Origin of the sequence: Brachybacterium sp. NBEC-018 (genome assembly GCF_024860185.1) — a bacterium.
Lineage (GTDB): Bacteria > Actinomycetota > Actinomycetes > Actinomycetales > Dermabacteraceae > Brachybacterium > Brachybacterium rhamnosum.
The window spans coordinates 2306277-2318733 of record NZ_CP100650.1; the positions used below are offsets into that span (position 1 = coordinate 2306277).

At 74.7% G+C, this 12457-nt stretch carries 16 protein-coding genes and 1 pseudogene; 12 read left to right on the forward strand and 5 right to left on the reverse strand.

The window, feature by feature from the left end; translation table 11 throughout:
* Positions 1-31: 31 nt before the first annotated feature.
* A complete protein-coding gene (locus NLU66_RS10420; RefSeq protein WP_259359629.1) occupies positions 32-751 on the reverse strand; it encodes a peptidase E in 720 nt (239 codons plus the stop codon).
* Between the two features lie 168 nt (positions 752-919).
* A complete protein-coding gene (rpmB, locus tag NLU66_RS10425; RefSeq protein WP_137770559.1) occupies positions 920-1114 on the reverse strand; it encodes a 50S ribosomal protein L28 in 195 nt (64 codons plus the stop codon).
* Positions 1115-1388: 274 nt separating this feature from the next.
* Here rpmB and NLU66_RS10430 point away from each other — a divergent pair, with 274 nt between their 5' ends.
* Both NLU66_RS10430 and NLU66_RS10435 read left to right on the forward strand, forming a co-directional pair.
* A complete protein-coding gene (locus tag NLU66_RS10430) occupies positions 1389-3578 on the forward strand; it encodes an ATP-dependent DNA helicase RecG (RefSeq protein WP_259359630.1) in 2190 nt (729 codons plus the stop codon).
* Position 3579: 1 nt separating this feature from the next.
* A complete protein-coding gene (locus tag NLU66_RS10435; protein WP_259359631.1) occupies positions 3580-4152 on the forward strand; it encodes an RsmD family RNA methyltransferase in 573 nt (190 codons plus the stop codon).
* Positions 4153-4352: 200 nt separating this feature from the next.
* Here the strand turns inward: NLU66_RS10435 and NLU66_RS10440 are convergent, their stop codons facing one another.
* On the reverse strand, positions 4353-4742 hold the full coding sequence (locus tag NLU66_RS10440; protein WP_259359632.1) for a VOC family protein: 390 nt from the start codon (positions 4740-4742) through the stop codon (positions 4353-4355).
* 18 nt (positions 4743-4760) lie between these two features.
* On the opposite strand from NLU66_RS10440, the gene NLU66_RS10445 reads away from it, so the two are divergent.
* The 3 genes from NLU66_RS10445 (at position 4761) to NLU66_RS10455 (ending at position 7005) form a co-directional block, all read left to right on the forward strand.
* Positions 4761-5690 carry an AraC family transcriptional regulator gene (locus NLU66_RS10445; protein WP_259359633.1) on the forward strand — a complete coding sequence of 310 codons (930 nt, stop codon included), beginning with the start codon at positions 4761-4763 and terminating at the stop codon, positions 5688-5690.
* A gap of 86 nt (positions 5691-5776) precedes the next feature.
* Positions 5777-6418: a ClpP family protease gene (locus tag NLU66_RS10450; protein ID WP_259359634.1), complete on the forward strand. Its 642-nt coding sequence runs from the start codon at positions 5777-5779 to the stop codon at positions 6416-6418.
* The gene (locus NLU66_RS10455) at positions 6415-7005 is read left to right on the forward strand and encodes a ClpP family protease (RefSeq protein WP_259359635.1); all 591 of its coding nucleotides are present in this window, start codon (positions 6415-6417) and stop codon (positions 7003-7005) included. Before NLU66_RS10450 ends, NLU66_RS10455 begins: the two co-directional genes overlap by 4 nt.
* On the opposite strand, the gene NLU66_RS10460 is transcribed toward NLU66_RS10455, so the two are convergent.
* Together NLU66_RS10460 and NLU66_RS10465 are read right to left on the reverse strand one after the other, a co-directional pair.
* A complete protein-coding gene (locus NLU66_RS10460) occupies positions 6992-7408 on the reverse strand; it encodes a helix-turn-helix domain-containing protein (protein WP_259359636.1) in 417 nt (138 codons plus the stop codon). The genes NLU66_RS10455 and NLU66_RS10460 overlap by 14 nt on opposite strands.
* A 9-nt stretch (positions 7409-7417) precedes the next feature.
* A complete protein-coding gene (locus NLU66_RS10465; protein ID WP_259359637.1) occupies positions 7418-8293 on the reverse strand; it encodes a helix-turn-helix transcriptional regulator in 876 nt (291 codons plus the stop codon).
* A 100-nt stretch (positions 8294-8393) separates the two neighbouring features.
* Here NLU66_RS10465 and NLU66_RS10470 point away from each other — a divergent pair, with 100 nt between their 5' ends.
* From NLU66_RS10470 to rnc, 7 genes and pseudogenes are all read left to right on the forward strand, one after another.
* Complete coding sequence (locus tag NLU66_RS10470; protein WP_259359638.1) at positions 8394-9173, forward strand: SDR family oxidoreductase; 780 nt, start codon at positions 8394-8396, stop codon at positions 9171-9173.
* A 30-nt stretch (positions 9174-9203) separates the two neighbouring features.
* Positions 9204-9533, forward strand: a pseudogene (locus NLU66_RS10475) (class I SAM-dependent methyltransferase); the annotation flags it as partial.
* A gap of 4 nt (positions 9534-9537) precedes the next feature.
* Positions 9538-10176, forward strand: a complete 639-nt coding sequence (locus NLU66_RS10480) for a GNAT family N-acetyltransferase (protein ID WP_259359639.1) — start codon at positions 9538-9540, stop codon at positions 10174-10176.
* Positions 10173-10583 carry a DUF3224 domain-containing protein gene (locus NLU66_RS10485; RefSeq protein WP_259359640.1) on the forward strand — a complete coding sequence of 137 codons (411 nt, stop codon included), beginning with the start codon at positions 10173-10175 and terminating at the stop codon, positions 10581-10583. The genes NLU66_RS10480 and NLU66_RS10485 overlap by 4 nt, the downstream gene beginning before the upstream one ends.
* 41 nt (positions 10584-10624) lie before the next feature.
* Positions 10625-11116, forward strand: coding sequence for a pantetheine-phosphate adenylyltransferase (coaD, locus tag NLU66_RS10490; RefSeq protein WP_259359641.1), 492 nt, complete (start codon positions 10625-10627; stop codon positions 11114-11116).
* A gap of 5 nt (positions 11117-11121) precedes the next feature.
* Positions 11122-11697: a YceD family protein gene (locus tag NLU66_RS10495; RefSeq protein WP_259359642.1), complete on the forward strand. Its 576-nt coding sequence runs from the start codon at positions 11122-11124 to the stop codon at positions 11695-11697.
* Positions 11694-12446, forward strand: a complete 753-nt coding sequence (gene rnc / locus NLU66_RS10500) for a ribonuclease III (protein WP_259359643.1) — start codon at positions 11694-11696, stop codon at positions 12444-12446. Before NLU66_RS10495 ends, rnc begins: the two co-directional genes overlap by 4 nt.
* The last annotated feature ends 11 nt before the right edge of the window (positions 12447-12457 follow it).

A 12457-nucleotide genomic window follows, 5' to 3' on the forward strand; every position in this document is an offset into this window, starting at 1 on the left:
GCGCCCTGCCCCGTGCAGGGCGCGGGCACGCTCATGCCAGGAGCTCGACGGGCAGATCCGTCTCGACCGCGCCGCCGGCGCCGTCGGACTCGATCCGCGTGACCCGGGCGCCCGGCACCTCGGTCACGGCCCGCTCGAGGTCGGTGCCGCGGAACAGCAGCCCGGTGCCGTCGTCCGTGCACAGGGCCGGGCCGAGCACCCCCTCGGCGACCAGGCGGTGGATCAGCGGGCGCCGCGCCGCCTCGGAGTCCATGTGGACGCCGTTCGCGCCGGGGAGGAAGCCCAGACCGTTCGTGACCGGTGCGAGCTCGGGGCCGAAGGAGTCCGTGACCCCGCCCTCGAACCAGCAGATCGACCCGGCGGAGATCCCCGCGAGGACGACACCCTCCTTCCACAGCCGGTGCAGGATCTCCGGCAGCCCGTGCGCCCGCCACACCGCGAGCAGGTTCACGACCGAGCCGCCGTTCACCCAGATGACGTCGAAGCCCCGCAGGTAGGCCTCCACATCGGGCACGTTGGGCATCGAGAACAGGCTCAGGTGGTGGAGGCGGTAGCCGGCCTCGCGGGCCGCCTCCTCCATGTCCCGCTGGAACCCCCTGTCGTCCCCGGAGGCGGTGCCGATCACGCAGATCCGGTCGCCGTGGGCGAGCTCGGTGGCGAGCGCCATCATGGGGCCGAAGCCGAAGCGGAGCCGAGGGTGCGGGCGCAGGCCCGCGCTCGTGGCGAGGATCGTGGGGGCAGAGGCCGTCATGGCGCTCCTTCAGCAGGATCGGGCGGCGGGAGCGGCCAGCCTACGCGGGCCCCGCTCCGGCGCGCCGGCCGGGACGCCGGCGGAACCGCCCGCGGAACCGCCACCGGGCATGCAGAAGGGCCCCCGCCGTTCCCGGCGAGGGCCCTTCCTGCGGTGAAGCAGAGGCGCTCAGGCGCTGAGCTTCTGCACCTTGCCGGCCTTGAGGCAGGAGGTGCAGACGTTCAGGCGCGTGGGCGTGCCCTTGATCACGGTGCGCACGGTCTGGATGTTCGGGTTCCAGCGGCGCGAGGTGCGGCGGTGCGAGTGGGACACGCTCTTGCCGAAGCTCGGGCCCTTGGCGCAGATGTCACACGTGGAAGCCACTGTCGTCTCCTGAAGGGTCGAAATGCTGTACCTGGTGCCCGCCCGAGCCTGGCCGGCTCGCGGACCATGGGATCCGCGCCGCACGAGATTCGGTGACCTGGACAGCGCGATGGGGACGCACGGCCCCCGGGTGGTCAGGGCAACCCGGACACCATATCCCAGAGCGACCCCGGACCAGAAGTGCACAGCACCCGTCGCGCCCTGTGGACTCCGCCACAGCACCCTGCGGGGATGGCACGATGGACCCGGCGACGGCACAGAACAGGAGGCTGCGGTGGCGCGGACGCGAACCCCGGCGCGGGGCACCGGCTCCCTGCCGCTCGAGGAGGTCCTCGAGTCCAAGGAGCTCAAGGCGATGCACGGCTTCGACGTGCACACCCTCGACGACATGCTCCGCTTCGCCCCGCGCCGCTACACGGTGCCCGCCGCCCTCCGCTCGATCCACGAGGTCGCCGAGGGGGAGGAGATGGCCGCGGTCGTCACCGTGACCGGGCTGACCGCGCGCAGCATGCGCAACCGGCGCGGCACCCTGCTCATCGTCGACGTGACCGACGGCGACTCCGCCCTCGAGCTGGTCTTCTTCCTCGCCAAGGAGCACCAGGTGGCGTGGCACCGGTCCCGCCTGCGCGTGGGGGAGCGGTACACCGTCTACGGGATCGCGGGGCGCGACTCGCGCACCGGCACCCCCCAGCTCACGCATCCGCGCTACGAGGAGTACGAGGACACCCCCGAGGGGCGCGCCCGGGCCGAGCGGCCCCTGCCCGTCTACCCGCTCAAGAAGAACGTCGCCCAGAAGACGATGCGGGACGCGACCGAGCGGGGTCTCGAGTTCGCCGACGGCCTCCAGCGGATCCTCCCGGACGCGGTGCTCCGCCGGCGCGGCCTGCTGTCGCTGGCGGACGCCGCCCGCGCCCTCCACCGCCCGCTGACCGTCGAGGACACCCTCGCCGGCCGGGCCCACCTGGTGTTCGAGGAGGCCTTCGTGCTGCAGGCGATCTTCGCCCAGCGCCGCGCCCAGGACGAGCGCACCCCTGCCCCCGCCCTGCGAGGCGACTGCCCGCTGCGTCCCGCCCTCGACGCACGCCTGCCCTTCACCCTCACCGACGGGCAGCTCGAGGTGGGCGCCGCGCTCGAGGAGCGCCTCGCCCGCGAGCACCCCACCTCGGTGCTGCTCCAGGGGGACGTCGGCTCCGGCAAGACCGTCATCGCGCTGCGGGCCATGCTCCGCGCCGTGGACTCCGGGCACCAGGCGGCCCTGCTGGCACCGACGGAGGTCCTCGCCGAGCAGCACCACCGCACGATCACGGGGCTGCTCGGCGACCTCGCCGCCGCCGGCCGCCTCGACGGCCACGCCGACGCGACCTCCGTGCGCCTGCTCACCGGCTCCCAGCGCACCGCCGAGCGCCGGCGCACCCTCCTCGACGTCACCTCCGGCGAGGCGGGCATCGTCATCGGCACGCACGCCCTGCTCACCGAGTCCGTCGAGTTCGCCTCGCTGGGCCTCGTCGTCATCGACGAGCAGCACCGCTTCGGCGTGGACCATCGCCGCCGCCTGCGCTCCAAGGGGCCGGGCGGCATGAGCCCGCACGTCGTCGTCATGACCGCGACCCCCATCCCGCGCACCGCCGCGCTCGCCGTGGTGGGCGACCTCGACGTGCTCACCCTCCGTGAGAGCCCCGGGCGCCGCGCCGGCGTCACGAGCTTCGTCGTCCACGAGTCGCTCCCGCGCTGGGAGCAGCGCATGTGGGCGCGCGCCGGGGAGGAGGTCGCCGCGGGCCGGCAGGTGTTCGTGGTCTGCCCGCGCATCGACGAGGACGATGCCGCCCCTCCGGACCCGGAGGGGAGCGAGCCGCTGCCGCCCCCGCGCGGCGTCACCGAGACCGCCGCCCGCCTCGCCTCCCGCCCCGAGCTCGCCGGCGCCCGCGTGGGCGTGCTCCACGGCCGGCTCGGAACCGAGGAGAAGCAGCAGGTCATGGAGGACGTCGTCGCCGGCCGGATCGACGTGCTCGTCGCGACCACCGTCATCGAGGTGGGGGTCGACGTCCCCAACGCCTCGACCATGATCGTGCTGGACGCGGAGCGCTTCGGCGTGTCCCAGCTGCACCAGCTGCGCGGGCGCGTGGGGCGCGGCGAGGCGCCCGGCATCGCCTTCCTCGACACCCGGGTCGAGCAGGGCTCCGTCTCCTCCCAGCACCTGCAGGCCGTGGCCGAGGCGACCGACGGCTTCGCCCTCGCCGAGCTCGACCTGCACCGCCGAGGCGCGGGCGACCTCGTGGGGGAGCTGCAGTCCGGTCTGGGCCGCACGCTCCAGCACCTCGACGTCATCCGCGACGGCGAGGTCATCGCCCGGGCCCGCGAGGACGCCTTCCCGCTCGTCGCCGCGGACCCGGATCTCACCGACCATCCCGTGCTCGCCGCGGCGATCGAGACCCGTCTGGCGGACGCCGACGTGGAGAGGAGCTGACGTGCCCCGCATCGTCTCCGGCAGCCTCGGGGGCCGGACCATCCCCGGCATCGTCTCCAAGGGCACCCGGCCCACCTCGGACCGGGTGCGCGAGGCGCTCTTCTCGCGGCTCGACGGCTGGGACGCCCTCGCCGGCGCGCGCGTGCTGGACCTGTACGCCGGCACCGGCGCCCTCGCCTTCGAGTCCCTCTCCCGCGGCGCCGCGCACGCCCTGCTCGTCGAGCTGCACGCGCCGAGCGCCCGCTCGCTGGGGACGGCCGCGAAGGAGCTGGACCTCGCGGAGCGCTGCACGGTGCGTGCCGGCCGGGCCGAGACCGTCGCCGCCCAGCTCGCCGCGGAGGCGGGCTCCCGCGAGCCGTGGACCCTTGTGTTCCTCGACCCGCCCTACGACGTCCCGACCCAGACCCTCGAGGCGCTGCTGGTGACCCTGCGGCCCGCGCTCGCCGACGACGCCCTCGTGGTGATCGAGCGCAGCAGCCGCACCCGCCCGATCACCTGGCCCGAGGGCTGGGCGGACGACGGCACCAAGAGCTACGGCGAGACCGTGCTCCAGTACGGCGGCCCGGCCACCTGACCTCGCTCACCGCCGCCTCGCCCGCGCGCGTCCTCACGTCGCTCACCGCTGACCCGCCCGCGGATGGTCCGATTCCGTTCCAGATGAGGCGCCGATCTGGAACGGAATCGGACCATCCTGGGAGTGAGCGCGCCGCGCGAGTGCGCATGGTGCGCGGGGAGTGCGCGCGGCGCGGCGGCGTGGGGAGGTCGGCCGGGAGCTCAGCCCCAGTTCGCGGCGGCGGAGATGCAGAAGGGGTGCCCGGCCGGATCCAGCAGCACCACCCAGGTCTCCCCGGGCTGAGGATCCGCGCGCACCGCGCCGAGCTCGACGCAGCGCTGCGCGGCGGCCTCCACGTCGTCGGCCGCGAGGTCCAGGTGGAACTGCTTTTGCCCGTCGTCGGGCCAGGTCGGGGCGACATGGTCGGGGATCCGGCCGATGCCCAGCGCGTTCGAGGGGCCCTGGAGCATGGCGTAGTCCTCGGTGAGCGCCACGACGGGCCAGCCCAGCACCGCCTCCCAGAAGCGGGCGAGGGGCTCGACCTCGGCGGCGTCGAGGGTGAGCATCGCGAGGCGGGCGACGGGGGTGGGGGACTGCTCGGTGGTGGTCATGCCTGCCACACTGCCCCCATGACCACCGCCGGCGATGGGACGAACGCGACACCGGAGCACATGTACGGCCACGTGCTGCATCCGGAGGAGTTCCTCGCGCGCGCCCGCTACGGCTCCGCGCCCCCGTCGGTGGAGCTCGCCCCGTGGGTGGACCGCTACTGGTCCGTGCGCTGGGACCTCGAGGAGGGCACGAGCTACCCCGTCGCCACTCTCGACGACCCGTGCGTGCACCTCACGCTCGAGCGCGGGGGCGTGATCCGACGCGGTGCCGACGGCGGCGGAACCTGGATCACCGGTCCCGTCACCCGGGGTGTGTTCGACGTGCGGCTCAGCGGGCGCGGCAGCGTCGTCGGCGTGCGCTTCCGCCGGGGCGGGACCGCCGCCTTCCGGAGCGAGGCGGTGAGCACCCTGCGGGACCGCACCGTCCCCGCCGCGCGCTGGTTCACCGACCCGCCCTTCCCCGACGACCTCCCGGAGGACGCTGACGACGCGGCGGGCGCGCTCGACGCCTGGCTGCTGGCCCTCGGCCCGCGGGACACCTCGGCGCTGCTCACCCTGCGCGCCGTGCTCGACGTGCTCGACGACCCCGCGGTCACCTCGCTCGCCGCGCTCCAGGAGCGCACCGGCATGACGGCCCGCACCCTCCAGCGTCTGCTCGCCCGGCACGTGGGGGTGGGGCCCAAGCGGATGCTCGTGCGCGCCCGCGTCATGGACGCGCTCGCCGCGATCGACCGCGGGGACCCCCGCCCCGCCGCGACGATCGCCGCGGACCTCGGCTGGTTCGACCAGTCGCACTTCATCCGGGACGTGCACGCGATCACGGGCCTCACCCCGGCCGCCTACGCCGCGCGCCGGGACGCGGCGCGCGGGGACGCCGCACGCCGGGACACCGATCGCCGGGATGTCGCCGGCACGGCACCCGCCGCGCGCTCCTCCGCCGGCCGCTGATCAGCGGACGGCGGATCAGCGCACGACGGATCAGCGCAGGACGGAGAGCGCCCCGTCGGCCCGACCGGCGGAGCAGGCTCGGGGGCATGACATCGACACCCGCCCTCACCGCCGAGACCGAGACCCCGCCGCCCACCGCCCTCGCCGAGCGCACCGCCGCCGGCCTCCTGCACCAGCGGATCCTGCTGCTGGACCGGGAGCTCGAGCAGGACAACGGCGCGCAGCTGTGCGCCCAGCTCGTGCTCCTCGCCGCCGAGGACCCCACCCGGGACGTGACCCTGCTGATCAACTCCCCGGGCGGCCTGGTCCCCGCGATGCTCGCGATCGGCGACCTCATGGACCTCGTCCCGTGCGACGTGCGCACCGTCGCCCTCGGCATGGCCTACAGCGCCGGCCAGTTCCTGCTCACCCACGGCACCCCCGGCAAGCGGTACGTGCTCCCGCACGCGCGGGTGCTCATGCACCAGGGGTCGGCCGGGTTCGGCGGCAGCGCCGCGGACATCGAGCTCCAGGCGGAGGACCTGCGGCGCGGCCGGGACCTGCTGCTGGACCTCACCGCGGAGCGCACCGGGCAGAGCCGCGAGACGATCGCCCGGGACTCGGAGCGGGACCGGATCTGGGAGGCGCAGGCGGCCGTCGAGTACGGCTTCGCCGACCACGTGCTGGGCTCCCTCGCCGAGCTCCTGCCCTTCGGCGGCCCGGCCCGCCCGAGCGGGGTGTCCCGATGAGCTCCTACACGATCCCCAGCGTCATCGAGCGCACCGTCAGCGGGACCGAGCGCAGTGCGGACGTCTTCTCCCGCCTGCTCTCGGACCGCATCGTCTACCTCGGCACGGGAGTGGACGACGGGGTCGCCAACACGATCATCGCCCAGGTCCTCCACCTCGAGAACGACGCCCCCGGGCAGCCGATCCAGCTGTACCTCAACTCCGAGGGCGGCGACGCGCAGGCCGTCCTCGCGATCCACGACGCCCTCGCCTACGTGCGCTGCCCGGTCGCGGTGACCTGCATCGGCCAGGTGGTCGCGGCGCCCGTCGTGCTGCTCGCCGCGGGCACCCCGGGGCTGCGCTCGGTGCTCCCGCACGCCCGGGTGGTGCTGCACCCGCTCGAGGCGAGCGGCCGCGGCGCGATCCCGGACCTCATCCTCGCGACCCAGGAGGTCGAGCGCGTGCGGCGCGATCTCGAGACGGTGCTCGCCGAGCACAGCGGCCGTCCGCTCGCGCAGGTCCGTGAGGACCTCGAGCGGGAGCGGGTGCTCGACGCGCAGGCGGCCGTGGACTACGGCCTCGCGGACACGGTGCTCAGGCGACGCTGAGCAGCACCGGACCGGTGGCCAGGGCGCCGGGGGACGCGGCCGTCGGCCCCGGGAGCGGCAGCTCCCGGCGACCGGCGGCGGTGAGGTCGAGGACGCGCAGGGCGGCGGGGGAGCGGCGGAGCGCGGCGACCCGGTCGCCGATCTCGTAGACGCTGAGGCCGAGGGCGCCGGTGATCGCGGCGAGCACCTCGGAGGAGGGGTCCTTGCGGCCGCGCTCGACGTCGCTCAGGTGCTGCATGCTCACCCCGCTCGCGGCGGCGAGACGGGCGAGGGTGCGGCCCTGCCGGAGGCGCTCCTCGCGCAGCACCGCGCCGACGAGCTCCCGCAGCAGCGGCTCGGTGGCGTGCGACGGACCGGTGCTGGCCGAGGGGCCGGCGGCGTCGATCGGCTCGATGGCGTCCATGCACCGAGCCTACGATCCCGTGTCCCGGCGCACACCGGGCTCCGCTGTGAGCGGATCCTCGCTGCCGATCACCGCGAGCAGCGCGAGCCGGCTCGCGGCCTCCGAGCGGGGTGGCGCGGTGAGCACGAGCAGCACCTGGGACTCGTCCTCGGTGAACAGGGCCTGGCAGTCCACGTCGATCTCCCCGATCTGCGGGTGCACGACGGTCTTGCGGTCCTCGAAGCGGTGCCCCACCTCCTGCCGTTCCCACAGCTGGGCGAACTCGGGGCTGCGTGCGGTGAGGTCGCGGGCCATCTCCGCGGCGCGGGCGCGGGTGGCCTCCCTGCCGTAGGCGGCGCGCAGCTGGGCGACCTGGAGGCGACCCTGATGGGCATGGTCCCGGGCCGGGTAGGCGCTGCGACCGGAGGCGGGGTCCGCGAACCAGCGGTGGATCGCGGAGCGCTCGGGGCCGCGCAGGTGGTCCGTGTCCCCGAACAGGGCGCGGGCCGGCTCGTTCTGCACGAGCGTCTCCCCGAGGGAGGTGATGATCAGGGCGGGCGTGTCGGTGAGCCGGTCCAGCACGCGCAGCAGACCCGGGGCGACGTGCCCCTGCGGGGAGGAGCGGTCCGGCGCGGGGTGTCCCGCCACCCGGAAGAGGTAGTCGCGCTCGTCGTCGGTGAGGCGCAGGGCGCGGGCGAGCGCGGCGAGCAGCGGAGGGCTCGGCTGCGGCCCGCGCCTCTGCTCGAGCCGCGTGTAGTAGTCGACGGACATCGCCGCGAGCAGGGCGACCTCCTCGCGGCGCAGTCCCGCCGTGCGGCGGCGGGCGCCCGCGGGCAGCCCGACGTCCTCCGGGCGGAGGTCGGCTCGGTGCTGCACGAGGAAGGCGGCGAGGGCGGGTCGGTCCATCCCCGAAGCATCGCAGGGCGGCCGGGGCGTATCCAGGGATCGCGGATCCCCCGATCGGCGCGGCCTGGAGCGCCACGCTCGCCGGGCCCACGCTGAGGTCATGACACTTCGAGCGAACCTCAGCGGCCACACGATCCTCGTCCCCGGCGCGACGAGCGGCATCGGCCTCGCCCTCGCCCTGCGCCTGCGGGAGCGTGGCAGCACCGTGATCGTCGGCGGCCGTCGGACCGCCCTCCTGGAACGGATCGCCCGGGAGCACCCGGGGCTCGACACGGTCGAGATCGACGTCGCCGATCCCCGCAGCATCGAGCACGCCGTCGCCGAGGTGATCGACCGCCACCCGGGGCTCGACGTGCTCGTGACGATGGCCGGGATCATGCAGGCGGAGGACTGGTCCGACACCGCCACGGCGCTCGCGACCGCCGAGCGCGCCGTGACGACGAACCTGCTCGGCACGATCCGTCTGATCGCCGCCGTCCAGGAGCACTTCCGCGCCCGGGGCGACGCCACGATCATGACCGTCACCTCCGGCCTCGCCCACGTGCCGATGCGCGCGACGCCCACCTACACGGCCACGAAGGCCGCGGTGCACCAGCTCACCGAGTCCCTGCGCCTCCAGCTCGCGCCGGCGGGCATCGAGATGATCGAGCTCGTGCCGCCGGCCGTCGGCACCGATCTCATGCCCGGCCACCGCGACAGCCCCGGCGCCATGGACCTCGACGCGTTCGCGGACGAGGTCGTCTCCCTGCTCGAGGCGGAACCCGCGGATCCGCGTGCCTCCCGCGAGATCCTCGTGCGGCACGTGGAGCCGCTGCGCCTCGCCGAGGTGCGCGGCAGCTACGAGGAGGCCGTGGCGCGGCTGAACCCGCCGCTCGCCTGACCCCGTCTCCGGCGCGCCTCTGTCGCCGACCGCGGTCACGAGGTGCGCGGGATCGACCCGGTGCCGGCCTTCGTGGAGATCGCGCGGGCTCGCCGGCCGGACGTCGACGTGCGCCTCGGCGGTGTCGACGACCTCCCGGGCGTGCCCGGGCCCGACGGCGGGTACGGCGGGATCCTCGCCTGGTACTCGCTGATCCACCTCGACCCCGCGGCGCTGCCCGGGGCGCTCGCCAGGATCCGTGGGGCGCTGCGACCCGGCAGCCGCCCCCATCTCGCGATCGAGGCGGTCGCCGACCCCTGCGACGAGGGCGGCGTCACCTCGGTCGATGCCGCCGCGCCGGCACCCCCGGGCCTACCCTGAGCCGGTGACCGACACGCCTCCTGCCCACCCCGTCCTCGCCGATCTCGACTGGCCCCTGCGCACCGCCCACCTCGTCCTGCGCCCCGCGCGCCCCGAGGACGCCGCCGCGATCTGGCCCTGGTACGGGCGCGAGGACGTGCAGGAGTACACGACCACCCGCCCCGCGGACCTCGCGGCGATGCAGGACTGGTGGGACGAGCCGAGCCGCCTCGCGAGCACCCTCGTCGCCGAGCGGGACGGGGTGATCGTCGCGACCGGCATGATCAAGGTCCAGGACGCCTGGGGCCAGTCCGACGTGGCCGAGCAGGCCCGCGGGACCCTCGCCGAGCTCGGCTGGACCGTCGACCCGGGCCGGCAGGGCGAGGGGATCGGCACCGAGCTCGCCGCGGCCCTGCTCGACGTCGCGGTCGACGGTCTCGGCGTGCGCCGCGTCGTCGCCGAGTGCTTCGCCGTCAACACCGCCTCCCGCCGCGTCATGGAGAAGATCGGCATGCGGCTGGAGGCCCTGCACCGCGAGGACTCCCTGCACCGCTCCGGCCGCTGGATGGACGGAGCGACCTACGCGATCCTCGCCTCCGAACACACCGCCGGTGCGAGGATGACCGGGTCCGACGAGACCGCCCCCCACCAGGAGACCCGATGAGCACCAGCGACAGCCCCATCGAGCCGGCCGCGCCCGTCTCGGCGACCTTCACCGTCTCCATGGTGCCCGGCGACCCGCTGCTCGAGGGCACCGGCCGCTTCGACCTCGTGAAGACCTGGCACGGCGGCATCGAGGGCACGAGCCGCGGCGTCATGCTCACCGCGGGGGACCCCGAGGCGGGCAGCGCCGGCTACGTGGCGCTCGAGGTGTTCGAGGGGACCATCGGCGGCCACGCCGGCACCCTCACGCTGCAGCAGTCCGGGACGATGGAGGGCGAGGACGTGGACCTCGCCTACCGGATCGTGCCCGGCGGCGGCTCCGGCGCGCTCGCCGGGCTGCGCGGGGAGATCACGATCGAGGGCATCGCCGAGGACGGCACCCACCACGCCGCCCTCACCCCGGCCTGAGCGGGCCTCCGCGGTGGCTCTCGGCCCCTAGAGTGGGGGCCATGAGCACGGTCGTCCTCCCCGGATCCTTCGACCCCTTCACGCTGGGCCACCTGGACCTCGCGCGCCGCGCGGCCGCCCTCGCGGACTCCGTCGTGATCGCCGTGAGCCACAACCCCGGCAAGAAGAACCTCCTGGACCTCGAGACCCGCCAGCGGGTCATCCGCGAGACCCTCGCGGCCGACGGGCTCGCCGAGCGCTGCGAGGTGAGGACCCTGGGCCGCGGTCTGCTCGTCGACTTCTGCCGCGAGGCAGGGGCCCATGCCGTGGTGCGCGGGCTCCGCTCCCAGATCGACCTCGCCTACGAGGAGCCGATGGCGCGGATGAACCGCCACCTCGCGGAGATCGACACCGTCTTCCTGCTCACCGCCGCGGATCTCGCGCACATCTCCTCGAGCCTCGTGCGGGAGGTGCACGCCCTCGGCGGTGACGTCTCCGACATGCTCCCGGCGCCCGCCCTCGACGCACTCGTCGCCGCCTCCCGCGTATCCTGAATCCCATGCCCACCACGCCTGCCACCCCCGCCGCACGCGAGCCCGAGTTCGCGCCCGGACTGCGCCTGGACGCCGTCGACCTCGTGGGCCGCACCGGCTCCCACCGCCACGTGGAGCGCACCGTGCCCGCTCCCGCGCGCGACGACCTGGGCCCCGCCATGCAGCCCGAGGAGGGCGCGGACCTCCTCATCGACGTGGAGCTCGAGTCCGTCGTCGAGGGGATCTACGCCCACGGCACCGTCGGCGCCCACCTCGTGGGGGAGTGCTCCCGGTGCCTGGACCCCGTCGAGCAGGAGTTCTCCTCCCGCCTCGACGAGCTGTTCCTCTACCCGCAGAAGGTCAAGGCCGCCGACCGCGAGGACTCCGTGCTCCTCGCCGACGACGACACCGCGGACCTCAACCCTCTCGTGCGCGACGCGCTCGCCGTCGACGCCGACGAGCGTCCCCTGTGCCGTCCCGACTGCCCGGGGCTGTGCCCCACCTGCGGCTTCCGCATGGAGGACGACCCCGAGCACCACCACGAGGTGATCGACGACCGCTTCGCCGCCCTCGAGGGCTTCTTCGAGGACGACGAGCGATGAGCCGTCGGCGACGCTCCACCGAGGCCGCCGACCCCCAGGGCCTGATCGACGCGCTCCCGCTCGACGGCGGCCAGGCGGCGGATCTGCGCGAGTCCGGCCTGCTGGACCTCGCGCTCACCCACCGCTCCTACTCCTACGAGAACGACGGCATCCCGCACAACGAGCGCCTCGAGTTCCTCGGCGACGCGGTGCTCCAGCTCGCCGTCACCGAGAAGCTCTACGCGGACCACCCGAGCCTGCCCGAGGGCGACCTCGCCCGGCGCCGCGCCGCGACCGTGAGCGCCCGCGCGCTCGCCGTGATCGCGAGCCGGCTGCACCTGGGGGAGTACGTGAAGCTCGGCCGCGGCGAGGACCTCTCCGGCGGCCGCGCCAAGGTCTCGATCCTCGCGGACACCACCGAGGCCGTCATCGGCTCCGTGCACCTCGCCTGCGGGCAGGACGTCTCGCGCCGCTTCGTGCTGGACCTCATGTCCCCGCTGCTGGACTCCGACGAGTTCCTCGAGTCGAGCTACGACTTCAAGTCCCGTCTCCAGGAGATCGCCGCGGCTTCCGGGCTCACCCCTGTCTACCGGATCACCGAGACCGGCCTCGAGCACGACAAGACCTTCACCGCCCAGGTGAGCGTCGAGGGCGTGGTCTCCGCGAGCGGCGAGGGCCATTCGAAGAAGGACGCCGAGCTCGCGGCCGCCCAGAACGCGGTGCGGGCGATCCTCGCCGAGCGCGGCGAGACGCTCATCCCGCGCGGCTGAGCCGGGACCGC